This is a genomic window from Saccharopolyspora sp. NPDC002686 (assembly GCF_040295745.1).
Taxonomy (GTDB): domain Bacteria; phylum Actinomycetota; class Actinomycetes; order Mycobacteriales; family Pseudonocardiaceae; genus Saccharopolyspora; species Saccharopolyspora oryzae.
This window is the reverse complement of record NZ_JBEOVY010000087.1, coordinates 1-24,079: the sequence shown is the minus strand read 5'-3', so window position 1 is coordinate 24,079 and position 24,079 is coordinate 1. Positions and strand designations below refer to the sequence as shown.

Genomic DNA, 24,079 nt, shown 5'->3' with positions numbered 1-24,079 from the left:
GCCGGCGAACGCCAGCGGATCTCCCCTTACGCCCGGCGCTTGGCCGTCGAGCTCGGCGTCGATCCCGGTCTGCTGACCGGAACCGGCGCCAATGGCGCCGTGCTGGCGCGTGACGTCCGCGCCGCAGCACCTCAACCGCCGACCGCACCGGCACGATCGCAGACCGCCGAGCGGGACACCGACGCCATGCGACATGCCATCGCAGCGCTGATGAGCAAGTCGAAGCGCGAAATCCCCCACTACTACCTCACCAACACCATCGACCTCGGTGACGCCCTCGAGTGGCTCCACGAGCGCAATCGCCACGTCGAGGTGGCGAACCGGATCGTGCCTGCCGCACTGCTGCTCAAGGCCGGCGCGCTGGCCGCTCGTCAGGTACCCGAGCTCAACGGGCACTGGATCGACGACCGCTTCCGGCCCGCCGAACCGGTGCACCTCGGAGTGGCCGTTTCCCTGCACGGCGGCGGTCTGCTCACCCCCACCATCGCCGACGCCGCCCAGCTGTCCCTCCCCGACGTCATGCGGCGTCTGCGCGAACTGGTCTCCCGGGCCCGCACCGGCCGTCTGCGCTCGTCGGACACCACGCCGGCCACGATCACCGCGACCAACCTCGGCGAACTCGGCGCGGAATCCGTTCAAGGCGTGATCTACCCACCGCAAGTCGCGCTGGTCGGATTCGGCTCCATCGTCAGACGCCCGTGGGCGGTCGGCGAGCTCATCGGCATCCGGCCCGTGGTCACCGCGACTCTCTCCGGCGACCACCGAGCCACCGACGGCGCCACCGGCGCCCGCTACCTCGCCGCCGTCGAGAAGTTCCTGCAACACCCGGAGAATCTGTGATGCCCCCACCGATCACACCCGACCACGCACGCGAGATGGTGCACGGCGCGCTCCGCAAAGCCGCACCCGGAGCCGACCTCGACAACCTGGAGGACCACGAAGAGTTCCGCGAAGCACTGGAACTGGACTCGCTGGACTTCCTCAACTTCGTCGAAGCCCTCGGCAACACCGCCGGTACCCGCATCGACGAAGACGACTACGACAAGCTCACCACGACCGCATCGGCGGTGGAGTTCCTGACCGCGCTCCCATCGTGAACTCCCGGCAGGAGCACCCGCAAAGACAACATCGGGGCCATTCGACTCTCACCTGCGCACATACCGAGCCCCACAGTGGCAGCATCGAACGGCTACGAGGAGCCGCGGATGCGACCTGAACCGCCGTTCCGCAGAGAGACTTCGGCATGCCGGAATCGCCTTCACCACATGACCCGCGAAACGCAGCACTGCGCATCCGGCGTTGGTTCGAACCGGCCCTGCTCGTAGTCACGGTCGGTGCATTGCTGGTGGGCGGCCTCGCTTGGGCAGCCGGTGCCACCAGCACAGCTGACGCGGCGTGGATGGTCGGCACTGCGGTCGCGATCGTGCCCGCGCTGGCCTGGATGATTCACGCGTTGCGGCGAGGCCGCACCGGCGTCGACCTCATCGCAGTGCTCTCCCTCGGCGGCACCCTCGCCGTGCACGAATACCTCGCCGGATCGCTGGTAGCGGTCATGCTGGCCACTGGGCAGGCATTGGACTCCGCAGCGCAACACCGGGCGTCCCACGACCTGCGCGCGCTGTTGGAGCGCGCACCCCGATTCGCCCATCGCCGGACCAGCGGTGGGCTCGAGACCGTACCCGTGGAACAAGTGCACATCGGCGATGTTCTGCAGGTGAACCCTGGTGAAGTGGTGCCGGTGGACGGTCTCGTCCGCGACGGCGCCGCGGTCCTCGACGAGGCGGTGTTGACCGGCGAACCCACACCCGTCGAACGCGCCGCCGAAGATCCCGTGCGCAGCGGTGCGGTCAACGCCGGCTCCGCGTTCGAGCTGCGGGCCGGTACAAGCGCAGCAGGGAGCACTTACTCCGGAATCGTGCGGCTGGCACAGCAGGCAAGCGCCGAGCGCGCACCCGTCGTCCGGCTCGCCGACAGGTACGCGACGTGGTTCCTCCCACTGGCGATGCTCCTGGCCGGTGCGGCATGGCTGATCACCGGAACCGCCGTCGGAGCCGTCTCGGTGCTGGTGGTCGCGACACCGTGTCCCCTCCTGCTAGCCGTACCGGTGGCCATCGTGTCCGGCATGTCCCGTGCCTCCCGGATCGGCGTGATCATCCGCGACGGCGCAGCATTGGAGAACCTCGGCTGCGCCAGCACCGCGATCCTGGACAAGACAGGCACCTTGACCGCTGGCAGGCCTGCCGTCATCGAAATCACCACCGCACCGACGAACACCCCTCGCGAAGTGCTCAGGTTGGCTGCCTCGCTGGACCAGGCTTCCCCGCACGTGCTCGCCGAAGCCATCGTGATGCACGCCCGCAGGCAGAACCTCGCGTTGACCGAACCACGCGAGGCCTCGGAGCAACCCGGCCGGGGTATGAGCGGCATCGTCGACGGCAAACGCGTGGAGGTCGGGAAGCTCGCGCTGCCCGAGGAGAAGCCCCGCTGGGTCTCCGCTGCGCTCAACCGAGCCGTGCTCGACGCAGCAGCCATCGCCTGGGTCAGCTGCGAAGGAGACTTGCAGGGCGCAGTACTGCTGCGCGACCCGGTCCGCAACGACGCCCCCAGGACCCTCAAGCGACTGCGACGAGCCGGCTTGCACCGACTGGTCATGCTCACCGGCGATCGCGCCGAGCCTGCTCGGGAAGTCGCCACCGTGCTCGGACTGGACTGGGTCCACGCGGAACGAACACCAGCGGGAAAAGTGGCCTGCGTGCGAGACGAAACCACGAGGGCCACCACCATCATGGTCGGCGACGGGGTCAACGACGCCCCTGCTCTGGCAGCCGCGACGGTTGGTGTCGCGATGGGTGCCCGGGGCGCAACCGCATCATCGGAAGCCGCCGACGTCGTACTCACCACCGACCGGCTCGACCGCCTCGCCGACGCCATGAGCATTGCCAGACGTGCACGAGGCATCGCCGTGCAGAGCGCAGCCATCGGCATGTGCCTGTCGATCATCGCCATGGGCTTCGCCGCCTTCGGCCGGCTCCCACCGGCGGCGGGCGCACTGCTGCAAGAAGGCATCGACATCACGGTCATCACCAACGCACTGCGCGCACTCGGACGCGGACGGCGCGACGAGCCCGCAGTGCCGCCATCGACCGAGGACCTCCTTAACCACTTCGCCTCTCAGCAGCAGAAACTCCGCGAAACCCTGCACCTGGTCCGCGACACCGCCGACCTCGTCTCCGCGGACCCCACCTCGGCGAAGGCGCTCACGTCACTGCTCCAGACGCGCGAATTCCTGAACCGGCGGCTGCTCCCGCACGAACATGCGGAAGAAGCGCAGCTCTACCCCGCCCTGGCCGGGCTCATGGGGAGTCCGGACGCCACCGCGACCATGAGCCGCATGCACGCGGAGATCGACCGGCTCAGCCGGAGACTGGGAACCCACGCCGAGCAGGCCGAGTCGCACGGCCACATCACCAGCGAGCAGGCCCAGGACCTCCTGGCCACTCTCTACGGCCTGTACGCGGTCCTCCGCCTGCACTTCGCGCAGGAGGAGGAGAACTACTTCGTCCTCGCCGACCCCGACCGCACGCCCTGACCACGCGGACGCTGCGGCACCCGCTACTCGTTCGCGGCGATCGGACCGGGGGCTATCAGCTTGCCGCCAGCGGATCCACGTTCAGTGTCCGGCCCGACTCATGCGACGCCGAGACTTCGGACGATCGCCACCGGGCTGTCGACGTGGTGCAGCACTCCACTGGCCACCGAACCCAGCAACAAGCGCTGGAACCCGCCAAGACCGCGATGGCCGACCACGAGCAACTGGGCGTGCAGCGCGGCAGAGGTCAGTTCCTCGACCGGATGGCCGAAGCGGACATCGCCGCGAACCTCGACGTTCGGGTACTTCTCACGCCACTCGCCGAGCTCGTCGGCCAATTCGCGCTGCGCATCGTCCAAGCTGAAAAGGGAAACGCCCGGCGGGCTTTCCGCCCAGGAGTACTCAGCGTTGATCGGCCGCCACACCCGCACCGCCACCAGGTCGTTCCTCCGCGCAGAAGCGGTCTCGAAGGCGAAGCGCAGGGCCGCCCGGCTCGGTTCGGATCCGTCCACCCCCACCACCACGGGTCCGGTGGTGAAGGTGCTGCGGGCGTCGTGAACGACGACCACCGGACAGCGGGCGTGCATTGCCACCGCAGTGCTCACGGAACCCAGCACCGCTTCAGCGACACGACCGCGCCCCCGCGATCCGATCACGAGCAGTTGCGCATTCCCGGAGGCCCAGAGCAGTTCTTCGATGGGACGGCCGTGCCGGATCTCCTCGAAGATCTCCGCACGAGGACGCTCGCTGCGGCACCGGTCCGCCGCGTCCGACAGGAACTCCCACACCTCCTCGTCCGCGCCCTCTTGCGTGACCGCCACCAGCCGAAGCGGCGCATCCCGGAGGTCGGCCTCCTCGCTCGCCCACAACGCGGCCACCGACGACTGCTCGGAACCGTCCACTCCCGCCAGCACCGGCAGGCCCTGTTTCGGCGTCATGACACGACCACTCCATTCGTTCCGCCGGGCAGCCGCCTACCTGCTGTGTACCCAGGTCCAGCAAGCCTGCTCTGCTGCAACCGCCCGGGATGATGAAGCGTCAGAGGATGGGTTGTCTGGCCGGTGTGAGGTGGTCGATGAACCAGTCCCGGGCCAGTCCTGCGGCTTGGTCGAGAGTTCCTTCCTCTTCGAAGAGGTGGGTCGCGCCAGGCACGATCGCCAGCCGGTTCTCGCACCTGAGCAGCGCTCGGGCTTGCTGGTTGAGCCCGATGACCGCGTCGTCGCGACCACCGACGATCAACAAGGTCGGTGCCCGGACTTCGGCCAGGCGCTCGGCAGCCAGGTCGGGCCGCCCGCCGCGGGAGACGACAGCGGCCACCCCGGTGGGGTCTTCGGCAGCGGCCCACAACGCGGCGGCAGCGCCGGTGCTGGCGCCGAAGTAGCCGATGCCCAGGCCGTCGGTCTCCGGCTGGGTGCGCAGCCATTCGGTCACCTCGACCAGCCGGTGCCCCAGCAGTTCGATGTCGAACACGTTCGCCCGGTCGAGCTCCTCGTTCCGGTCGAGCAGGTCGAACAGCAAAGTCCCCAGCCCGGCCCGGTTGAGGATCCCGGCGACGTACCGGTTGCGCGGACTGTGCCGGCTGCTGCCGCTGCCGTGCGCGAAAACGACGACCCCCTCGGCACGCTCCGCTTCGGGCACTGTGAGGTGCCCGGCCAGCCGCACCCGCCCGGCCTGGACCCGCACCTCCTCATCCCGCATCCACACGTCGGGATCCACCGCAGGGCCACCAGCCGAAGCCGGATGGGTCCGCGCCGCTCGGTGGAGCAGATCCAGGACCTCCGCATCCGAGGTTTGCGCGAAGTTCGCGTACCACTGCCCGATCGCCACGAAGCGCTCCGGCGCTTCCAAGCACACCAACTCGTCGACGACATCACCAAGCCCGTCCAACGCATCAGGTGCCCCGACGGGCACGGCCAGGACCACGCGCTCAGCCCCGTTCGCGCGGGCTATCCGGCAGGCCGCCGCAGCGGTGGAACCGGTCGCGACCCCGTCGTCGACCACGACTGCGGTCCGCCCCGACAGTTGCTCCGGCGCGCGCCCGCGGCGGAAGTGCTGCGCGCGCAACTCCAGCTCGGCGCGCTCCCGCTCCTCGACGCCGGCCAGCTCCCCGCGAGTGATCCCAGCCCGCCGGACGACGTCGTCGTTGACGACGCGAACACCTCCTTCACCGATCGCCCCCATCCCCAGTTCCGGGTGGAAGGGCACCCCCAACTTCCGCACCACGATCACGTCCAGCGGCGCGTCCAGCTCCCGGGCCACTTCGAACGCGACCGGAACACCGCCTCGAGGTAGCCCGAGCACCACGACCTCGGGCCCCCTCAGATAGCGCAACTTCTTGCCCAGCCGCCGTCCTGCTTCCCTGCGATCGACGAACGGCATGACCTCCACCCCCAAGAGCTCCCGGAGTTCGGCGTGATGTCGGGTCCTTCCGACACGTTCCCCCTCGTGCTCCGGCCGAACCAGGGCCGACCGACCTCTTGCCCGGCATGCCCGGAGTGCTGAGGGTTGCGTCAGCACGACCACGCGAGCATCGGGTCCTCTATCCGCGCAGAACCGCGACACTGCACGGTGCGGCGTGCACCACGGCGTGGCTGACCGAGCCCAGCACGGCCCGGCGGACCAGGCCCCTCCCATGACTACCGACCACCAGCAACCCGGCGTCCCGCGACACGTCGACGAGCGCTCGAGCGGGACGCTGATCCCTGACCACTTCCTGCACCGCGACATCCGGGTGCCGTTCCGCGCAGCCGGCCAAGGAGCGCGACAGCAGCTCCGAGGCTTCCCAGCGCGCCGCATCACGATCAACAGCCCAGTCCTGCACGTGGTCCAGCGGCAGATCGCTCCAGGCGTGCACCGCGACCAGTCGGCACCTGTGCCGGGCAGCGAAGTCGAAGGCGAAGTCAACCGCCCGGACGCTGTTCTGCGATCCGTCCACGCCGACGACGACATCCCGGGCCTCCTGCCCGATCTGCTCCTCGCCGCGGGTGATGACGACCGGCGAACCCTTCTGGCGGGTAAGCAAGTCGGCAGCTGTCGAACCGACCAGCTCCAGATCCGGGCTGCCGATACCTGACGACCCCAGCACGAGCAGCTCGGCGTGCTCGGATATCCCCGCCAGCACCTCGACCGGGTCGCCCGAGAGCAGCTCGGTGCGCACTTCCAACCCGGGCGCGATCTGGACGCACTGCTCCACGACCGCGTTCAACTCCAGGCCTATGGCCCGTTGCAGCGGATCGCGCGGTTCCGAGCCGCCCGGCAGGCGAGATCTGGCGAGTTCCAGCAGCGGACGGGGGAACACGTGCACGAGGAGGAGCGTTCGACGCCTGCTGGCGGCTTCGCGAGCCGCCCATCTCGCGGCGTGCCGGGACGCCTCGGAAGCATCGAGCCCCACGACGACTTCATGAGCGAACTCCGACATCGAAGGCGCCCTCCCCGGACCGCCGTGCGGTCACATGCTCGGGAGAAGCTCATGAGCGCGACTTGACGCCCAACTCCCGAGTCCGCCGGCGAGGCTTGGGTATGTCGATCGGTTCCGCAGCGAGCACGACGCGGCTCGCTGCCATTGCGCCGGCTTCTTCTGCCAGCACGGCGCAGTAGGCTTCCCCGTAGGCTTCTGGCATGCGCAGTGCCACTGCCCGGCCAGTTCCCGCAGTTTCAAGGTCAATGCGGATCACGGCCACGCCGGAACTCGAGCACCGCGCCCGCCCTGTGCACAGCAGCCAAGCCACCAAGGGACTTCCTGGAGGACCGACCTCCACCTCCACCCGTACGACTCGCCCCAGCCCAGCCTCCTCGCTCCTGGCTTCGAACAGCCCCGCGACCGTGCGTCCGGCTGCCTCTGCCGCACCCACGATGTCCGCCCAGTTCCCGTCGAACAGGACGGCGTCGTCCGGATGAGCTCGCGACCGCACAGCCCTCACCGCCAAGGTCGGAACCTGCCTGTCCCCCACTAGACATCGCATGCCTCGTCGGCCCACCGGAGAAGGGCCGAAGGCCCCTGTACCCGATCTGCTGCCGCTTCGAATCCTTGGAAGCACACCGTTCTCGACGGCTCGAGCGTGGAGAACGGGGCACCGATCGCAGGGGGGTGCGCAATGCGACAGGAGAGGCCCCACAAGCACATCCACCACGACGACGACCCGCCCGCCCCCGCGCCGCGTGGTGCGGACCGCCGCCACGAACTCGACGGCGCCACCGAATCCCTCCTGGACGACATCGATGACGTCCTCGAGGACAACGCCGCCGAGTTCGTTCGCTCTTACGTCCAGAAGGGCGGTCAGTGACACCCGACCACGGACCACGGACCACGAATCATGTTCGCGCACGAAGCTCGGCACCACGACGACGAAGAACTCCTGCTGGCTGTGGTCCGCACGCTGGCCGCGGAGCGCCGACCTCCGGACGCAGTAGCGGCAGCGACGCTGGACAGCGATTTCGAGCGCGACCTCGGGCTCGACAGCCTCGCACTCGCGGAGCTGCTGGGACGAGTCGAGAGGACCTTCGGGGTCAAGCTCCAGGAAGGTGTGCTCAGTAGCATCGAGACACCCCGCGATCTTCTCCAGGCGGTACGAGGCGCGTCAGGAGCGGGCGGGCTCCGAGATACCGGCGGCCGGAGTGCTCCGCCCCGGGCAGCGCAGGGGGTTCCCGCCGCTGCAACCACCCTCACCGAAGCGCTGTCCTGGCATGTCCAGGTGCATCCGGATCGGCAGCACGTGCGGGTCCTGCGCGACGACGATGACGAGATTCTCAGCTTCGGCGATCTGCACCGCAGTGCCGCCGTGGTGGCCGCGGGATTGCAGGCTCGCGGCGTGCGGCCTCGAGACACTGTGGCGCTCATGCTGCCCACCAGCGGGGACTACTTCACCAGCTTCACCGGGGTACTCCTGGCCGGCGGGATTCCGGTGCCGATCTACCCACCTGCCCGGCCGTCGCAGCTGGCCGACCACCTCCGCCGCCAGGTGAGCATCCTGGACAACGCCCGAGCGGCTGCGCTGATCACCGAGCCCGCAGCCGCGCGGTTCGAGCGGCTCGTGCGCAGCCACGTCCCCTCCCTCCGGAACGTCCTCACACCTGCTGAGCTGCACGACCACGGCCAGGCCGGCCCCGTCGATCGTGGCCCGGCCGACGTCGCCCTGCTCCAGTACACCTCGGGCAGCACCGGGAACCCCAAGGGCGTTGTGCTCACGCACGCGAACCTGCTGTCCAACATCCGGGCCATGGCCCAAGCCGCACGGGTGTCCACATCGGACGTCTTCATCAGCTGGCTGCCGCTGTACCACGACATGGGGTTGATCGGGGCCTGGTTGTCCTGCCTCTACCTCGGACATCAACTGGTGATCATGCCGCCATCGGCATTCTTGACCAGACCTGCGCGGTGGTTGTGGGCCATCCACACCCACCGGGGAACCCTGTCGGCAGCGCCCAACTTCGCCTACGAACTGTGCCTGCGGGAAATCGACCGGTCCGAACTGGACGGATTGGATCTGAGCTCGTGGCGGATCGCGTTCAACGGCGCCGAGCCGGTGCACGCGGACACCTTGCACAGGTTCACCGAACGCTTCCAGCCGTACGGGTTCCAGCCGGCAGCGATGGTCCCCGCCTACGGACTCGCCGAGGCCTGCGTGGGTCTCACCTTTCCGCCCGCAGGGCGCGGGCCCGTCGTGGATCGCGTTGCCCGAGCAGAGTTCGAACGCTCCGGGCAGGCGCTCCCCGCCGCCTCCGACGACCCCGATCCGCTGGCGTACGTAGCCTGCGGCATACCTCTCGTTGGCCACGAAATCCGCATCGTCAGCAGAACCGGCAGCGAGCTCGGCGACCGGCAGGAGGGGCGGATCGAGTTCCGGGGGCCTTCCGCGACCCAGGGCTACTTCCGCAACCCGCAAGAGACCCATGCCCTTATACGTCACGGCTGGCTGGACACCGGCGATCTCGGATACCTCGACGCCGGCGAGCTCTACGTCACCGGTCGGGTCAAGGACCTCATCATTCGTGCTGGACGCAACCTGCACCCGGAAGAACTCGAAGCCGCCGTCGGCGACCTCCCCGGAATCCGGAACGGTTGCGTCGTCGCATTCGCCAGCACCGGGCGCGGGGATGAGCCCGAACGATTCATCGTGATCGCCGAAACCCCTCAGACCGAACCCGCAGTTCTGGCCGGACTTCGAGAACGCATCACCGCCACCGCGATCGACCTCTTCGACGTCGCACCCGACGACGTCGTCCTCGCTCCGCTCGGCTCCGTGCCCAAGACCCCGAGCGGGAAGATTCGCCGCACCGCCAGCCGCGAATCGTACGAGCGGGGCACGATCAGCGCTCCGCCCCGCTCACTGTCGTGGCAGCGGGCGAGGTCTCCGGTGATCGCTGCGATCGCCTGGTCGCGCAGGACCGGACAGCTGATGTCCGTCGCGATCTTCACGGCTTGGTGCTGGTTCCTGGCGGTCGCCATCGGTGGCCCCACGGTCCTCGCAGCTGCGCTGCTCCCCAGAGCCGCACCCGCGATCGCCCGCCAAGCGGCCCGGAGTCTGGCCCGCCTGACCGGCACACACCTCATCGTGACCGGTGCCGAGCAACTCACCCGCACCCCGAGCAGCATCGTCGTCGCCAACCATGCCAGCTACCTCGACGACATCGCACTGATCGCAGCCCTGCCAGGCCGGTGCACGTTCGTCGCGGCAGAAGTCCTCGCAACCCGACCAGCAGTCGGATTCCTGCTCCGACGGCTCGGCACGCTGTTCGTCGAGCGCACCGACCGCGAGCAGGGCATCACCGACACCGACAGGCTCACCCGCGCGGCACGCGAAGGCCAACAACTCGTCATACACCCGGAAGGGGGCCTCTCCTCCGATCCAGGACTGCGACCATTCCACGCTGGAGCCTTCATCGCGGCGGCCCGCAGCGGGCGACCCGTGATCCCGGTGGCACTGCACGGCACCCGCGACATCCTCAAACCCGGCAACCACCACTTCCGCCACCACAACCCGGTCCACGTGACCATCGGCGAACCCATCCAGCCCAGGGCCCCGGGCTGGGACACCGCCATCGAGCTGGAGCACCGCGCCCGCGCAATGATCGCCGAGCACTGCGGCGAACCCGACCGAACCCAGTAGCCGGCCCCCGGCAGTGGCTGCGCCAGACAGATCGAGCACCGCAGTTTGCGACGGCATTTCGCCGACCAGGCCACCACGAATCTGTCCAGCTCAGTCGGTTGCGATGGAGGGCAGAACTACAGTGGGTTCGCTTGGCTGGCCGGTCAGCGTATCGATTCCAAGGCACCGTGGCCCTTGTTCTTTCGGTCAGACCGGCGGGCATGCGCCATAGATCATCATGCCTGTAGTTGCTGCATTTGCTGAGCGCCCTCCAGTCTCCGGAACGCTAAGGCGGCCTGGGGATGCAGAGGCATCATCGGCTCCTTCGCCGTTCACAGTCGGATCATCCGGAGGTGGTGTACCCGCCGTCGACGTACAGCGTTTGGCCGTTGACGAACGCGGCGCGGTCCGAGAGCAGAAACAGCACCGCGTCCGCGACGTCGTCCTCGGTGCAGAGCCGCCCGAGCGGGATTGCGTCGGTCATCGACTTCCGGTCGAGCACGCCGTCGCGGACCATCGCCTGGATCAACGGGGTGTTTGTCCACGCCGGACCTACGGCGTTGACCCGGTGGCCGAGCGGGCCCCACTCGGCGGCCAGGGCGTTCGTCAGCCCGGCGACACCGGACTTGGCCGCGGAGTACGCCGCCCGTTCCGGCAGCCCGCGGGCCGCGGCGATGGACGCGATGTTCACGATCGACGCGCCCTCGTCGAGGTGGTCGAAAGCCGCCTGACAGGCGAAAAACGTGCCGCTGAGGTCGACGTCGACGACCAGCCGCCAGTCGGCCTCGGACAGAGTGGCCGAGGGACCGGGTCGGGTCAGCCCAGCACTGTTGACCAAGCCGTGGATCCGCCCGTGTTGCTCGCGGAGCACCGCGAACACCCGGCGCAGCGCGGGCGCGTCGCGTACGTCGACCTCGTGCCGGCTCGCGACGGTGGCGTCGTCGAGTGCCGCCAGCGCCTCCTTCTGGACGTCGATCGCGGCCACCGTCCAGCCCTCGGCGGACGCGCGCTCGGCAACGCGCGCGCCCAGCCCGGAGGCTGCCCCGGTCACAACGACGACGCCCTGACCTTCGGTCGATCCGCTCAAGGCAAGCTCCCCTTCCTCTCCTGGCCGCACTGGGCGGACCTCGCGTGGGCGGCCCGTGTGCGTCGGACCTGCATGTGGTGCTGCCGGCGCGAGCCGGTCCCGGTCAGACGTTCTTGGCCTTCCCACTGCTGGCCTCAGCGGTGCGTGGGCTGCTGTTGGTCGCCGTGAGCGCTGCGCGCTCCGCAGCGTGGCGCGCGATGTCCCGGCCGGTCCGGTAACCAAGGACCATCGCCGGGCCGATGTTCGCGCCGTAGCCCGGGTAGCCGCCGCCGAACACGCTGACCGCGGCGGTGCCCACGGCGTAGAGGCCGGGGACTGGCTGGTTGTCGTCGTCGAGGACTTCGCTGCGGGTGTTGACCGCAAGTCCCGCGTAGGTGCCGAGGTCACCCATCTCGATCTTGACGGCGTAGTACGGGCCCTTGTCGATCGGAGCGAGGTTGGGATTCGGCTTGTGCTCCACGTCCCCCTTGAAGTGGTGGAACCAGTTGGAGCCACGGTGGAACTTCGGGTCCTCACCGCGGGCGGCCCCGGCGTTGAACTCGTCGAGCGTGGCCTGCAGGCGGTCGGCGGGCACGCCGATCTCCTTTGCCAGCGCGGTCACGGTCGGCGCCTTGTGCAGGAAGCCGGAGCGGCGGAAGTAGGTTTGCGGGAACGGCCACGGTTTGGCGTAGCCGATGCCGTAGCGGTGCATGGCCTTCTGGTCGGCGATAATCCAGCCGAAGGTCCCCTCGCGGTCCTTGTCGTTTTTGATCATCTCCACGCCGTAGTCGTGGTAGGACAGCGACTCGTTGGCGAACCGGACGCCGTCGCGGTCGACTGCGATCAGACCGGGTAGCCCGAACGCCCGCAGGTGGGGGAACCAGCGCTTCTGGCCCCGCAGGCCGTGGAACACCGTCACCGGGCCCCAGGACGCGGGCTGGTGCGGCGAGTCGTCGATGTGACCGCCAAAAGGCTGGGCCAGGCGCAGCGAGTCGCCCTCGTGGCCGATGGTCGGCGTGGTGTGGTTCGTGCCCGCTGGGTCATGCGGGAAATACTTTTTGCGTAGGTCGGCGTTGCCCGAGAACCCGCCGGCCGCGATGACGACGCCGAGCTTCGCCCGGATCTCGCCCGAGTGCTCGCCGGAGATCCGCGCACCGGTGACGACGCCGGACTGGTCCCGCAGGATCTCGTCCGCGGTGGTCGAGGTCCACATGCGGATCCCGGCCTCGTCCGCGGCGGCGATCAGCCGGGTCATCAGGGCGTTGCCGTTGGTGCGGTCGTAGGCCCGCTTGTGCAGGATCGTCTCGATCCAGGTCTTGGTCAGCTTGCGCGCGGCGTACCGGAAGGCCTTCAGGTTCTGGTTCGCCTTGAGGAACATGGCGATGTCCGGCCCGATCTCCGGCATGTAGCCGAAAACGGTATAGGACAGCAGGTAGGGCTGGACTCGTAGGCGGTTGCGTCCGAGCATGCGCGCGTCCGCGGCCGGCACGGTGACCGCGCGACCGGATACCTTGGCGCCCGAGGCGTCCATCCGGTAGTCGGGGGCCTTCTCCGGGTAGGTGAATTCGATTCCGGCGTCGTCCTCGAAGAAGGACATGGCTTCGGGCACGGTGTCGAGGAAGCTGCCGACGGCAGCCGCGTCGTAGCTCGCGCCGGCGAGATGCTTGATGTAGGTCTCGGCCTCCTCGCGGGTGTCGCCCTGTGCCACGCCCTGCTTGTTGCCAGGGACCCAGGCCCAGCCACCGGAGATCGCGCTGGTGCCGCCCAGGTACTTGTCCTTGTCCACCACGATCACGCTGTGGCCGTCGTACGCGGCCTTCAGCGCGGTGGAGATGCCCGCGGCGCCCGATCCGATGACGAGGACGTCGGTATTGATGGTCTTCATGCAGTTCTCCTTCGCGGGGTCAGATCGCGGTGTAGCCACCGTCGACGACGAGCTCGGATCCGGTGGTGAACCCGGACTCGTCGGAAGCCAGGTAGAGCACCGCGTAGGCGATCTCGTCGGGCCTGCCCTGGCGGGGCAGTGGGTTTCCGCCAACGAGCTGGCTGTAGTACGCCTCCGGCCCGACCTCCGAGTTCTCAGCGGCGGTACGACTCATCCGGCTTTGCATGGACCCGGGATGCACAGAGTTCACCCGGATCCCGTACTCGCCGTAGGCCGCAGCATCGGCCTTGGTCAGCAGTCGCACCGCTCCCTTCGTGGCGTGGTAGAGCGGGACCGTCTTCCCGCCGGTCAGCCCATGGATGGAGGAGAAGTTGACGATGCTGCCCCGGCCCGCTGCGATCATGTGCGGGACCACTGCGCGAGTCGTGAGCCAGACGCCCTTGACGTTGACGCCGAAGATCGCGTCGAACTCCTCGACGGTCGCCTCGTGCGACGGGGCGGGCCGCCCGATGATCCCCGCGGCATTGACGAGTATGTCGGGTGCGCCGTACTCGTCCACGACCTCAACGACGGCCTGGCCGAGGCTCTCCTCGGAGGTCACGTCGACGATCCGGTCCTTGACCGGGAGCCCGTTCCAGCCGCCCTCGGCGGCCGTCCGATCGAGGTTGACGACCTTTGCCCCGTGCTCGGCGAGCATCCGCGCCGTCGCGCGACCGAGATCACCACTCGCCCCGGTGACGATCGCGGTCTTGCCCGCCACACGCCCGCCGGTCACGTGGCGCTCGCAGGCAGCTTGAAGTCGACCGAGACGATCTGTTCGGCTCCGGCCTTGGACAGCGCGATGGCGGGCTGGTGGGCAGGATGCGCCGTGTAGGTGGCGACGTCCTCGAGCCGGTCGAAGTCGGCGACGATGGCGGCGTCCCAGGAACGGTCGGCGTGGAGCACGTCTGCTCCCACCGAGAGCGACCTGACCTCGGGAATGCGTTCCTGAAGGCCTTCGACGACGTCGAACCACTCGGCCGGGTCCCAATCCGGCTTCCAGCGGAACAGGACGACGTGCCGGATCACCGCGATCCTCCGCCGACAGCCGCCGCAGCCTCGATCCGAACATGACGACGCAGCATGTATGGCCCCTTTACTCGACGACTCCGATCAGTGGACGCGCATGGTGACCGGTCGTCTGCCGACGATCCGGCGGCACCGCTGTCCGCGTAGACACACAATCGACACCGGGGCGCCGTCGGGGAACGGATGCTCCATTCAATGAAAAATTTGCTGGCGATGAGGGTGACGGCGGGGAGCGTCGCCGCGAGTCAGGTCGGCATCGAGGTGAGGTCGGCGTCGAGCCGGGGATTGGCGCCGAGGGCGCGGGAGATAGAGCGCGACGCTGCGAGGAGAGCGGAGATCTGGGCGGGTGCGTTGCCCTCGTCTGAGGGGACGACGACGTTGAGCGCGGCGACGACGTCATCCCGCGGCCCCCAGATGGGCACAGCAACGCCGGTGGCCCCGACCGTGATGTACCCGTCAGCGACCACGACCCCGCGCCTGCGGGTGTCGGCCAGGAGCCGGCGCAGTGTCGTCGGATCGGTCGGTGTCCGGTCGGTGAACCGCGGATGGGTCGATGCGAGGAGCTGCTCCTGCACGTCCACGGGGGCGTGCGCGAGCAGGACGATCCCTGAGGAGCAGGCGTGAGCCGGGAGCCTGCCGGCCACCCGGATGATGTTGCGGGAGCCGCCCCGGGTGGAGAGTCGCTCCAGGAAGAGTGCCTCCAGGCCGTCCCGGACCGCCAGCTGGGTGTGGTGGCCGACCACGGCGTGCAGGTCCTCCATCACGGGCCTGGCCGCCTCGCGCAGCCCGAGCGCCCGCGAACCGCGGGAGGCCAGCTCCCAGAGGCGGACACCGAGTCGAATCCGGCGGCCGGGAGTGCGCTCCAGGTAGCCCAGCGAGACGAGCTCGTTGACCAGGCGGTGCGCCGTAGCGATGGGCAGCCCGGCGTGCCGGGCGATCTCCGAAGCGGTGCGCGTCGTGTTATCGGCGTCGAAACACGACAAGACGCGGTCGACGCGCGTCAGGACTGACTCGCCTGAGGGGGACCGTGCCATGCCCCCATCGTCCTCCAAGCCCGTTTCTCATTCAATGGAGGACCGGTGTCGCGCAGGGAAAGGGGGCTGCACCCTTCCTGTACTCCCGGCCGGGACGAACCCGGCGCTTAGACACAGGCCAAAGGAGATCATGTGTCCGCTGTCGAGCACGGCTCCGCCCTCACCGATCCCGGCTCGGAGGCTCCGCCCAGCGCGAACCACACGCAGCTGGCCCGTCGCGCCTCGCTCGCCGCGTTCCTCGGCAGCCTGCTGGAGTACTACGACTTCTTCATCTACGGGTCCGCGGCCGCCCTCGTGTTCGGCACCATCTTCTTCCCGCAGGGGAACCCGACGGTCGCCACGGTGTTGGCGCTCGCCACCTTCGGCATCGCCTACGTCGCGCGCCCGCTCGGCGCCGTCGTCTTCGGGCACTTCGGCGACCGTGTCGGCAGGCGCGGCGTCCTGCTCGCCACGCTCCTGCTGATGGGAGCCAGCAGCCTGGCCATCGGCTTGCTGCCCACCTACGACTCGGTGGGCGTCGTCTCGCCGATGCTGCTCGTGATCTGTCGGCTGCTGCAGGGACTATCGGCCGGCGGCGAGGCCGCCGGTGCCAGCACGCTGACCCTTGAGTACGCGCCGGAGGGCCGCCGCGGGTTCTTCACGAGCTTCACGATGGCGGGCTTCGCGGCGGGCATGGTGCTTGCCACGCTGGTGTTCATCCCGGTCGCGGCACTGCCGCGCGACTCCCTGCACGCCTGGGGCTGGCGGATCCCGTTCCTGCTGAGCGTTTTCGTCGTCGCGATCGCCTACCTCATCCGGCGCAGGCTGGAGGAGACCCCCGTTTTCGAGTCGGTGGTCGACGAGCCCGCCGAGGCCGAGGTGCTCCCGGTCGTGACGCTCGTTCGCGAGCAGTGGCGCGATCTGCTGCGCGTGATCGGGTGCTCGCTGTTCGCGGTGTTCCAGTCGCTCTTCGCCGTCTTCACCCTCTCCTACGGGACGTCCGGCGACCTCGGCCTGGACCGGGCGACCCTGCTGTCGGTGTCGGTGGCGGCCAACGCTGTGGCGATCTTCGCGATTCCACTGTGGGCGGCGCTGTCCGATCGGATCGGCCGTCGCCCGGTGTGGGTCTTCGGGGCGCTCACGTCGGCAGCGACCTTCGCCGCCTACCTGTGGGCATTGGGCACTGGATCGATGGTCCTGATCTTCGTGATCGGAATTCTGCACGCCGGCGTCGCCTACAGCGCGGTGAACGGGATCTGGCCAGCGTTCTTCACGGAGATGTTCGACGCCCGCGTGCGCTACACCGGCTTCGCGATCGGCACCCAGATCGGCTTCCTCATCGCCGGCTTCTCGCCCTCGATCGGCGTCGCGATCATGGGTGAGGGCGGCTCGTCCTGGGTTCCGGTCGCGGTCTTCGCAGCGATCTGTGGCGTCGTCTCGGCGATCGCGGCGTTGACCGCGCGCGAGACCAGCCGCACGCCGGTCATGGAGCTGGGGCGGGTTCCCGCCTGAGGACCGGGAACGTTCGGCGCCCCGGACGCGTTGCACTGCCGACGCGACACCGCCCAACGCATTCGGGACCGCGGCGGCCACTGCATCCTGACGATCAAGGCCAAACCAGCCGGGTTTACAGAAACGTGTGAAAAGCCTTCCCTGGAAAGACATTCCATCCCTGGCCGTGGCCAGCGAACGCGGGCACGGCCGACAGGACACCCGTACTCTCAAAGCCACCACGATCTCCACCGGCATCGGTTTTCCAGGTGCGGCCCAGGTCCTGCGGTTGACCCGGACCCGCACCCTGCGTGGCAGCGGGAAACGGACCCGCGAAACCGTCTACGCCGTCACCAGCTTCGCGGTCATCGAGGCCGCAGGACTCCCACATACACCAACGATGTTTACCTGTTGACCTGCACAAACAAACCACTACATCTAGAGAGGTTCACATTCACAGACCTATATAAAGGTCCATATCCACGGAGCGAGCGAATCAACCACGACGGCCCGGTGACGTTGTGGCGGCAGGTCGCCAGCGACGTAGCCGCCGATATCGCGTCGGGCGCCCTGGAAGCAGGCTCGCATATGCCGACCGAGCTTGAGCTAGCAGAGATCTACGACGTGGCTCGCGGGACGGTTCGCCGGGGGTCGTGGACCTCGTCGAACGTGGTGCGATCGTCGTGGTTCATGGCCGGGGCACTTTCGTGGCCACCGGTCAATGACGCCTCGGCCCAGCCGTCGCCGAACGCAGGTTCGGCAGGGCCGGGCGGCGATCGGGCGGTTATTAGTATGCTGGCACCATGACCAGCGGAGGTCCTGCCGGGAGCGGCGCGACCACGGTGTTCTTGGTAGACGACCACGAGATCGCCCGAATCGGTGTGGCCGACCTGCTGGATGCGGAACCCGATCTCACCGTGGTCGGGCAGGCGGCATCGGTCCGCGAGGCGCTGGCCCGGATCCCGCCGCTGCAGCCGAACGTGGTGGTATTGGACGTGCTACTGCCAGACGGCAACGGCGTCGAGCTGTGCCGGGAGTTGCGCTCCCGGCTGCCGAAGGTGAACTGCCTGATGCTGACCGCCTACCCCGACGAACAAGCCATGCTCGATGCGATCCTCGCCGGGGCTGCCGGATACCTTCTCAAAGACATCAAGGACACCAAACTGGTCTCAGCCGTGCGCACTGCCGGTGCAGGCGAACACCTGCTGGGCGAGCGGGCAACAGCGGACCTGGTGGCGAACCTGCAAGCAAAGCTGGACGAATCGGCCGAGCTTCCCGGACTGACCAGCCAGGAGCGCATTCTGCTCGACCTCATCGGGCAGGGCCTGACCAACAGACAGATCGCAGAACGGATGTTCTTGGCGGAGAAGACCGTCAAGAACTACGTCTCCCGCTTGCTGAGCAAGCTGGGGGTCGCGCGGCGAGCCCAAGCGGCCGTGATCGCCACCGAACTCCACCACCATCACCACCGGCCCTACGACTGGCGCTGAACCCGCAACCACGGCAGGCCACCAACCGGCAAGAGTGATCGGCTAGGAGCCTGTCTTGATATATCTCGCGGAGCATCGAAGATCGAAGCCAGGCGCTAGGACTGGTGGGCGGGAGCGTCCTGCATGGCGATGAACTGCCCGTGCCAGCTGTGGTACCAGACGGCTCCGGTCCTGGCGTTGACCGACAGCATCCCGGCGATCTGATCCCCGCGGAGGGCGTGCAGCGTGTAGTAGCCGGGGAATGCGGTGGGATCGGTCGCGTGCAGGCCGGTGTTGTTCTGCGCCAACCACTGATCGGCGATCTGCTCGGCTTGCTCAGCGGTCACGGTGGGCGGCCTGCCCCGGACAGGCGCGGGCATCATCCCGTAGGCGCTGTTCCACATCATCGCCGGCCCGGGTTCGAGGAACACCGCACCGCTGGCCGGGTCGATGAGGACCTCGGTGCCACCGTGCCCACCGGGATCAAGGAGTTCCGCGTAATAACCGTTGCTGAACTGCATGACCTCGCCGGTGTGCAGGCCACGCTGCTGCCCGAACTCGTCAGAGGCCCGGCGAGCATCGTCGAAGTTCGCCACGGCCGCCGGTGCGGTCTGGCTCGGCAGACCGCCGTTACCGGGCATCATGGGCATGCCGTACCCGGGCGCCGCCGGCTGACCGGGACTGACCGCCCGCCACCCGCCAACCCCACCGACGACCCAGACCACCGAAGCGACCAACGCCGCGACGGCGAGGACCAGCACGGTCAGCGGCAGCCGACGGCCGCGCAACGCAGCCCTCGCAGCAGAAGCCCGGTGCCGCAGTGCTAGCGCTTCTCGCGCTCGGTGGTAGGCGTCTTCGTCGATCTCATCTGCGGCGAACCGGCGCGCCAGGGTTTCCTCGGGTGTGTCCCGTTGAACACGGCTACCCGCACCGCTGGGGATCAACAGGAAGACAGCCCAGCCGATCAAGCCGATCAGCACGATCCACACCAACGGCAGGAACGTCATCCCCGGCCCATAACCCCACATCATCTCGGGTCACCCTTCCCAGCCCGTGCAGTGCATGTTCCGGCACTCCACGCGCGACCGGAAGAGCCGATGGGCCCGCGACGCTGGAACGGGGGCGGACCAGACGATCACTCCTGAGTCCGGCCCCCAGCGGAATGGGTGTTGTAGAACTCGGTGAACGCGTCGTAGGCCCGCGCCCCGTAAACCGTGGCGGGCCCCCCGTTCATCAAGAAAGCAACGCCGATCACCTCAGCTGCTTCTGGTGGTGTCGCACCGCGCTGGACGGCTGCATGGGCGTGCGCGGCGATGCAGCCGTCGCACTCCTTGCTCACCGCGATGGCTAGAGCGACCAGCTCCTTGGTCTTGGCATCCACCGCACCCGGAGCGAGCGCAGCGTCGTGCAGCTGCCGGTAACCCTCGTACACCTCCGGTATCGCATGCCGGAGCTCACGAGTGCGAGGCCTCAGCTCGTCCCGAATCGCCGAACCATAGCCAACCATGCCACCGCACCCCCAACCTGCCGCGAGCAGCACATGTGCGCTGCTTGCCCAGGATGCACCCGGACCTGGGGCCTGCCGCAACACGTCTCGAGCGACCCGGGGTTCGTGGTTTCGGAGTCCTTCGGCACTCGTCCGGCTTGCTTCGCGGGCGCGAGACTGGAGATGGGAGTGTTGTCGAGGGATTCGCATGCGTGCGGAAGTGGGCGACTGGTTGGTCGTCGAGGCGGTCCACCTGGGTGGACATCGTCGCCAGGGGCAGATCGTCGAGGTGTGCGGCCGAGAAGGTGGTGAGCCCTTCCGGGTTCACTGGCTCGACGACGGTCGGGTGACCTTGTTCTTCCCCGGTCCGGACACGCACCTCGAGCACCACCTTCCCCACCATCTGAAGTTGAACGTCGGTCGGAGCACGAGCCTCTGACGCCGCGTCAGCGGAGGCCTGTTGGTTGCGAGGTGGCCATGTCGTGGATTCGCTGGCTCGGCGAGCTCGGTCTGGCGGACGTGCCCGCAGCAGGGGGCAAGGGAGCGAACCTGGGTGAGCTCACCAGCGCCGGATTCCCGGTCCCGCCGGGGTTCGTCGTCACCGCCGACGCCTACCGCGCCTGCATGTCGGAAGCTGGTGCGCAGCCGGAACTCGACCGGTTGCTGGCCGAGGCCGGCGGTTCCGTCGACGACTCCGATGCGCTCAGCGAAGCCTGTGCTCGGCTGCAACGTCTGGTGCACCAAGCGGGCATGGCGGCCCCGGTGCGCGCTGCGCTGCTCGATGCTTACGACGAGTTCGACGGCGACAGCCGGGTCGCGGTGCGGTCGTCGGCGACCGCTGAGGACGCTCCGGACGTCTCGTTCGCCGGGGTGAACGAGAGCTTTACCAACGTTTCCGGTGCCGACGAGCTGGCGGCGCGGGTGGTCGACTGCTGGGCGTCCCTGTTCAGCCCCCGCGCGATCGTCTACCGCACCGCGCAGCGCGTGCTCGAGGCACCTGCGATGGCCGTCATCGTGCAGCAGATGGTGGACGCGGACCGCTCCGGCGTGGCGTTCACCGCGAACCCGGCGAGCGGGGCGAACGACGAGATGCTGGTGGAGGCCGGTTTCGGACTCGGCGAATCCGTCGTCAGCGGTGCCGTGGAGCCCGACACCTACACGATCCGAAAGGCCGACGCCCAGCTCCAGCACGTCAACGTCGGCCGCAAGGACTTCAAGATCGTGCGCGAGGCGGACGGCCGACAGGTCCGGGTCGCGGTCGGGCCGGAGGAGAGCGATCAGCGGGTGCTCAGCGACGGCGAGATCACCGATCTCGCACACCTGCTCGCCCAGGTGGAGCACCACTACCAGAGCCCGCAGGACGTGGAATGGGCGATCACCGACGGCACCTGGTGGCTGGTGCAGTCCCGCCCGATCACGACGCTCCGGCATCGACTCCCCGCCGAAGCAGGCGCGCTGCTCGTGTCCGGACTCGGAGCGTCCTACGGCACGGCTTCGGGCGCAGTTCGGGTGATGCAGTCCCCCAGCGAAGGCGGGGCGCTGCAGTCCGGCGAAGTGCTGGTCGCGCCCATGACCGCGCCGGACTGGCTGCCGGCCATCCGCAAGGCCGCTGCGCTGGTCACCGACAGCGGCGGGATGACTTGCCACGCCGCGATCGTCGCGCGGGAACTGGGGCTGCCGTGCGTGGTGGGCACCCGCACGGCCACCAGGACCCTGCGCGACGGCATGCAAGTCACCGTCGACGGGGCGAACGGCACCGTGGCCGAAGGCGTCGTCAGCGCTCCCCGGCAGCCCGTCGAGGTGGTCCAGCCCCCGGCGGTTTCCGCGCCTTCCCCGGTCACTCGGATCTACCTCAACCTGGCGATGCCCGACCAAGCTGAGCGAGCTGCTGCGCTGCCCGTGGACGGCGTGGGATTGCTGCGCGCGGAATTCCTGCTCACCGAGGCGCTCGGCGGTGAGCATCCCGGACGCATGCTCGCGGCCGGTCGGGAAGGAGCGGTGGCCGGTGCGATCGCCGAAGCGCTGTCCACCATCGCGACGGCGTTCTTCCCCCGGCCGGTCGTCTACCGCGCGGCGGACTTCCGCAGCAACGAGTTCCGCCACCTCACCGGTGGGGACGACTTCGAACCGGTCGAGGACAACCCGATGATCGGCTACCGCGGCTGCTACCGCTACGTGCGCGATCCGTCGCTGTTCCGGGTGGAGCTCGCGGCTCTCGCGCGGGTGCGCGAGCAGACCCCCAACCTGCACCTGATGATCCCGTTCGTGCGGACCCGCTGGGAGTTGCAGAAGTGCCTGGACGAGATCGACCGCAGCCCGCTCGGCGACTCCACCGGGCTGCACCGGTGGGTGATGGCCGAGGTGCCGTCCGTGCAGCACTGGCTGCCGGAGTACGCGCGCATGGGCATCGACGGGGTTTCCATCGGCAGCAACGACCTCACCCAGCTCGTGCTCGGCGTCGACCGCGACTCCGAGCTGTGCGCGCCGCTGTTCGACGAGTCCGATCCCGCGGTGCTGGACGCGATCGGCACCATCATCGGCGCGGCCCGCCGGGCCGGGATCACCTCGTCGCTGTGCGGCCAAGCACCGTCCAACGACCCGGAGTTCGCCGAGCACCTGGTCCGGCTGGGCATCACGTCGATCTCGGTCAACGCCGACGCGGTGCCCGCCGTGCGGCAGGCCGTGGACGTGGCCGAGCGCAAGATCCTGCTGGAGGCTGCCAGGACCCGGCTCTGACCGGTCAGTCCCCCGGGAACAGCGGTTCGACGACTTCCGACAGCGGGCGGCGCGGGGTGAGCGGTCCGGGGAACTCGTGGGTGACCGGCCAGCCGATGCGGATCACCAGCTGCGGATTGCCGCTGCCGCCGAGGACCTCCGCCCGGACCTCGTTGCGGGCTTCGGCGACCTCGCCGATCTGGCTCAACGTGCACGTCGCCAAGCGCTGCTCGGTCGCGCTCAGCAGCACCGCGCTCAACGCCTCACCCGCGGCCAGCCAGTCGTCGAAGGTGTCGCCGCGGGTGGACAGCACCGCCAGCACCGCGCCGTCGTCCAGGATCGGCACCGGCAGCTCCCCCTCGGCCACCAGTGAGAAGTCCCGTTCGGGCATGCCGCGCAGGTGTTCTGCGGGGATGCTGCGCGCCGGCACTCCCTCGGCGGACGCGTGCCGCCCCGACCAAGCGGCGAGTTCCTGCTGGTACTCGGGTTGTCTGCGCTGCACCGACCCGGCGTGCTCGAGGGCCAGTTCCACCTCCCGGCGATCCCGGTCCGCGAGCGCGAAGGTGAGCGTGCAGGACTCCAGCCCCGCGACTTCGCGCAGCGGTGCGAGGACTTCCTGCGGCACCTGGTCGGTCAGGAAGGGGCGCCGGTCGCTGCGCCGCTCCGCCGCCGCTGCTGCCAGCGCCTCCACGTGCGGGTCGACCTCGGACAGTTCGGAGAACTCGATGGACGCCAGGTGTTCGGGCTGCGCCGGGTTCGGCAGGCGGTGCACCCGGGCCAGCCATCCCTCGGCGGCGAACGCGATGCGGGCGTGGTTGAGGGCCGCACCGCAGCTGATCACCATTTCCCGCCCCGTCGGGTCGATCGTCGGCAGGAGCCGGGACCGGTCGAGGTGCAGGTGCGCCGAGTGCTCGGCCAGCTTCCACCGCCACGGCTGGCTGTTGTGCACCGACGGCGCCCGGCACGCCAGGGCCAGCGCGGCGCGCATCGTCTCCTGCGACGGGACCGTTCTTCCTGACATCGCGCCACTCCCCCTCGGTTTCGCCTCCGCCGCTGCCGGGGTACCCGCGACGCGTCCGGCCGGAACGGGGCCGATGCGCGGGAAACCCCTTCGCGCGCAGGGGAAATGACCTTCCCGGCTCAGCCGAGCACCGGGTCGGTGGCGGCGGCACCAGGTGACGTCTGCTCGCCGAACCCCACCGGCATCCGCGC

Annotated in this window: 22 protein-coding genes; 11 read left to right on the top strand and 11 right to left on the bottom strand. The window is 68.9% G+C overall.

Annotated features, from left to right (window positions below):
* The 3 genes from ABTZ89_RS14345 to ABTZ89_RS14335 all read left to right on the top strand — a co-directional run.
* On the top strand, positions 1–840 hold an 840-nt coding region (locus tag ABTZ89_RS14345; protein ID WP_351044364.1), incomplete at its 5' end, for a 2-oxo acid dehydrogenase subunit E2.
* Complete coding sequence (locus ABTZ89_RS14340) at positions 840–1,097, top strand: acyl carrier protein (protein ID WP_270950951.1); 258 nt, start codon at positions 840–842, stop codon at positions 1,095–1,097. The genes ABTZ89_RS14345 and ABTZ89_RS14340, both read left to right, overlap by 1 nt.
* A gap of 146 nt (positions 1,098–1,243) precedes the next feature.
* Positions 1,244–3,589, top strand: coding sequence for a heavy metal translocating P-type ATPase (locus ABTZ89_RS14335; RefSeq protein ID WP_502949548.1), 2,346 nt, complete (start codon positions 1,244–1,246; stop codon positions 3,587–3,589).
* A 98-nt stretch (positions 3,590–3,687) separates the two neighbouring features.
* Here ABTZ89_RS14335 and ABTZ89_RS14330 read toward each other — a convergent pair whose 3' ends face one another.
* The 3 genes from ABTZ89_RS14330 to ABTZ89_RS14320 all read right to left on the bottom strand — a co-directional run bounded on the left by ABTZ89_RS14330 (position 3,688) and on the right by ABTZ89_RS14320 (position 7,007).
* Entirely contained in the window at positions 3,688–4,527 is an 840-nt protein-coding gene (locus tag ABTZ89_RS14330; protein ID WP_351044357.1) for a universal stress protein, read from the bottom strand.
* A 100-nt stretch (positions 4,528–4,627) separates the two neighbouring features.
* Positions 4,628–5,968 (bottom strand): phosphoribosyltransferase family protein, encoded by a 1,341-nt coding sequence (locus ABTZ89_RS14325; RefSeq protein ID WP_270950946.1) that lies wholly within the window; start codon positions 5,966–5,968, stop codon positions 4,628–4,630.
* A gap of 160 nt (positions 5,969–6,128) precedes the next feature.
* Positions 6,129–7,007, bottom strand: a complete 879-nt coding sequence (locus ABTZ89_RS14320) for a universal stress protein (protein ID WP_351044353.1) — start codon at positions 7,005–7,007, stop codon at positions 6,129–6,131.
* A gap of 676 nt (positions 7,008–7,683) precedes the next feature.
* Between ABTZ89_RS14320 and ABTZ89_RS14315 the strand changes: the two genes are divergently transcribed.
* Both ABTZ89_RS14315 and ABTZ89_RS14310 read left to right on the top strand, forming a co-directional pair.
* The gene (locus ABTZ89_RS14315) at positions 7,684–7,872 is read left to right on the top strand and encodes a ubiquitin-like protein Pup (protein ID WP_270950943.1); all 189 of its coding nucleotides are present in this window, start codon (positions 7,684–7,686) and stop codon (positions 7,870–7,872) included.
* A gap of 30 nt (positions 7,873–7,902) precedes the next feature.
* Positions 7,903–10,695, top strand: a complete 2,793-nt coding sequence (locus ABTZ89_RS14310; protein ID WP_351044349.1) for an AMP-binding protein — start codon at positions 7,903–7,905, stop codon at positions 10,693–10,695.
* Positions 10,696–11,017: 322 nt separating this feature from the next.
* On the opposite strand, the gene ABTZ89_RS14305 is transcribed toward ABTZ89_RS14310, so the two are convergent.
* From ABTZ89_RS14305 to ABTZ89_RS14285, 5 genes are all read right to left on the bottom strand, one after another.
* Positions 11,018–11,761 (bottom strand): SDR family NAD(P)-dependent oxidoreductase, encoded by a 744-nt coding sequence (locus ABTZ89_RS14305; RefSeq protein ID WP_351044346.1) that lies wholly within the window; start codon positions 11,759–11,761, stop codon positions 11,018–11,020.
* Between the two features lie 103 nt (positions 11,762–11,864).
* Positions 11,865–13,625, bottom strand: coding sequence for a 4-oxocyclohex-2-ene-1-carboxylate 5-dehydrogenase (gene chcC2 / locus ABTZ89_RS14300; RefSeq protein WP_351044343.1), 1,761 nt, complete (start codon positions 13,623–13,625; stop codon positions 11,865–11,867).
* Between the two features lie 19 nt (positions 13,626–13,644).
* Complete coding sequence (locus tag ABTZ89_RS14295) at positions 13,645–14,400, bottom strand: SDR family NAD(P)-dependent oxidoreductase (protein WP_270950936.1); 756 nt, start codon at positions 14,398–14,400, stop codon at positions 13,645–13,647.
* The gene (locus ABTZ89_RS14290) at positions 14,397–14,693 is read right to left on the bottom strand and encodes a Dabb family protein (RefSeq protein ID WP_270950935.1); all 297 of its coding nucleotides are present in this window, start codon (positions 14,691–14,693) and stop codon (positions 14,397–14,399) included. Before ABTZ89_RS14290 ends, ABTZ89_RS14295 begins: the two co-directional genes overlap by 4 nt.
* A 245-nt stretch (positions 14,694–14,938) precedes the next feature.
* On the bottom strand, positions 14,939–15,727 hold the full coding sequence (locus tag ABTZ89_RS14285; RefSeq protein ID WP_351044339.1) for an IclR family transcriptional regulator: 789 nt from the start codon (positions 15,725–15,727) through the stop codon (positions 14,939–14,941).
* Between the two features lie 132 nt (positions 15,728–15,859).
* Here ABTZ89_RS14285 and ABTZ89_RS14280 point away from each other — a divergent pair, with 132 nt between their 5' ends.
* The 4 genes from ABTZ89_RS14280 (at position 15,860) to ABTZ89_RS14265 (ending at position 18,687) form a co-directional block, all read left to right on the top strand.
* Entirely contained in the window at positions 15,860–17,218 is a 1,359-nt protein-coding gene (locus tag ABTZ89_RS14280; RefSeq protein WP_351044337.1) for an MFS transporter, read from the top strand.
* A 166-nt stretch (positions 17,219–17,384) separates the two neighbouring features.
* A complete protein-coding gene (locus ABTZ89_RS14275; RefSeq protein WP_351044334.1) occupies positions 17,385–17,612 on the top strand; it encodes a hypothetical protein in 228 nt (75 codons plus the stop codon).
* 98 nt (positions 17,613–17,710) lie between these two features.
* Positions 17,711–18,004, top strand: a complete 294-nt coding sequence (locus tag ABTZ89_RS14270) for a GntR family transcriptional regulator (RefSeq protein WP_351044331.1) — start codon at positions 17,711–17,713, stop codon at positions 18,002–18,004.
* The gene (locus tag ABTZ89_RS14265) at positions 18,001–18,687 is read left to right on the top strand and encodes a response regulator (RefSeq protein WP_351044328.1); all 687 of its coding nucleotides are present in this window, start codon (positions 18,001–18,003) and stop codon (positions 18,685–18,687) included. The genes ABTZ89_RS14270 and ABTZ89_RS14265 overlap by 4 nt, the downstream gene beginning before the upstream one ends.
* A 95-nt stretch (positions 18,688–18,782) precedes the next feature.
* Here the strand turns inward: ABTZ89_RS14265 and ABTZ89_RS14260 are convergent, their stop codons facing one another.
* Both ABTZ89_RS14260 and ABTZ89_RS14255 read right to left on the bottom strand, forming a co-directional pair.
* On the bottom strand, positions 18,783–19,697 hold the full coding sequence (locus ABTZ89_RS14260) for an SHOCT domain-containing protein (RefSeq protein WP_351044325.1): 915 nt from the start codon (positions 19,695–19,697) through the stop codon (positions 18,783–18,785).
* A gap of 104 nt (positions 19,698–19,801) precedes the next feature.
* Complete coding sequence (locus ABTZ89_RS14255; RefSeq protein ID WP_408641892.1) at positions 19,802–20,098, bottom strand: carboxymuconolactone decarboxylase family protein; 297 nt, start codon at positions 20,096–20,098, stop codon at positions 19,802–19,804.
* Between the two features lie 262 nt (positions 20,099–20,360).
* Here ABTZ89_RS14255 and ABTZ89_RS14250 point away from each other — a divergent pair, with 262 nt between their 5' ends.
* Together ABTZ89_RS14250 and ppsA are read left to right on the top strand one after the other, a co-directional pair.
* The gene (locus tag ABTZ89_RS14250) at positions 20,361–20,591 is read left to right on the top strand and encodes a DUF1918 domain-containing protein (RefSeq protein ID WP_270950926.1); all 231 of its coding nucleotides are present in this window, start codon (positions 20,361–20,363) and stop codon (positions 20,589–20,591) included.
* A gap of 38 nt (positions 20,592–20,629) precedes the next feature.
* Positions 20,630–22,888: a phosphoenolpyruvate synthase gene (ppsA, locus tag ABTZ89_RS14245; protein ID WP_351044321.1), complete on the top strand. Its 2,259-nt coding sequence runs from the start codon at positions 20,630–20,632 to the stop codon at positions 22,886–22,888.
* 4 nt (positions 22,889–22,892) lie between these two features.
* Here the strand turns inward: ppsA and ABTZ89_RS14240 are convergent, their stop codons facing one another.
* Positions 22,893–23,888, bottom strand: coding sequence for an Acg family FMN-binding oxidoreductase (locus ABTZ89_RS14240; protein WP_351044318.1), 996 nt, complete (start codon positions 23,886–23,888; stop codon positions 22,893–22,895).
* Positions 23,889–24,079 lie beyond the last annotated feature (191 nt).

Bases quoted from the DNA above. Each gene is read 5' to 3' on its own strand.
- ABTZ89_RS14340 (WP_270950951.1), top strand. From the start codon at position 840: ATGCCCCCACCGATCACACCCGACCACGCACGCGAGATGGTGCACGGC.
- ABTZ89_RS14335 (WP_502949548.1), top strand. From the start codon at position 1,244: ATGCCGGAATCGCCTTCACCACATGACCCGCGAAACGCAGCACTGCGC.
- ABTZ89_RS14330 (WP_351044357.1), bottom strand. From the start codon at position 4,527: ATGACGCCGAAACAGGGCCTGCCGGTGCTGGCGGGAGTGGACGGTTCC.
- ABTZ89_RS14325 (WP_270950946.1), bottom strand. From the start codon at position 5,968: ATGCCGTTCGTCGATCGCAGGGAAGCAGGACGGCGGCTGGGCAAGAAG.
- ABTZ89_RS14320 (WP_351044353.1), bottom strand. From the start codon at position 7,007: ATGTCGGAGTTCGCTCATGAAGTCGTCGTGGGGCTCGATGCTTCCGAG.
- ABTZ89_RS14315 (WP_270950943.1), top strand. From the start codon at position 7,684: ATGCGACAGGAGAGGCCCCACAAGCACATCCACCACGACGACGACCCG.
- ABTZ89_RS14310 (WP_351044349.1), top strand. From the start codon at position 7,903: ATGTTCGCGCACGAAGCTCGGCACCACGACGACGAAGAACTCCTGCTG.
- chcC2 (WP_351044343.1), bottom strand. From the start codon at position 13,625: ATGAAGACCATCAATACCGACGTCCTCGTCATCGGATCGGGCGCCGCG.
- ABTZ89_RS14285 (WP_351044339.1), bottom strand. From the start codon at position 15,727: ATGGCACGGTCCCCCTCAGGCGAGTCAGTCCTGACGCGCGTCGACCGC.
- ABTZ89_RS14265 (WP_351044328.1), top strand. From the start codon at position 18,001: ATGACCAGCGGAGGTCCTGCCGGGAGCGGCGCGACCACGGTGTTCTTG.
- ABTZ89_RS14260 (WP_351044325.1), bottom strand. From the start codon at position 19,697: ATGATGTGGGGTTATGGGCCGGGGATGACGTTCCTGCCGTTGGTGTGG.
- ABTZ89_RS14250 (WP_270950926.1), top strand. From the start codon at position 20,361: ATGCGTGCGGAAGTGGGCGACTGGTTGGTCGTCGAGGCGGTCCACCTG.
- ppsA (WP_351044321.1), top strand. From the start codon at position 20,630: ATGTCGTGGATTCGCTGGCTCGGCGAGCTCGGTCTGGCGGACGTGCCC.
- ABTZ89_RS14240 (WP_351044318.1), bottom strand. From the start codon at position 23,888: ATGTCAGGAAGAACGGTCCCGTCGCAGGAGACGATGCGCGCCGCGCTG.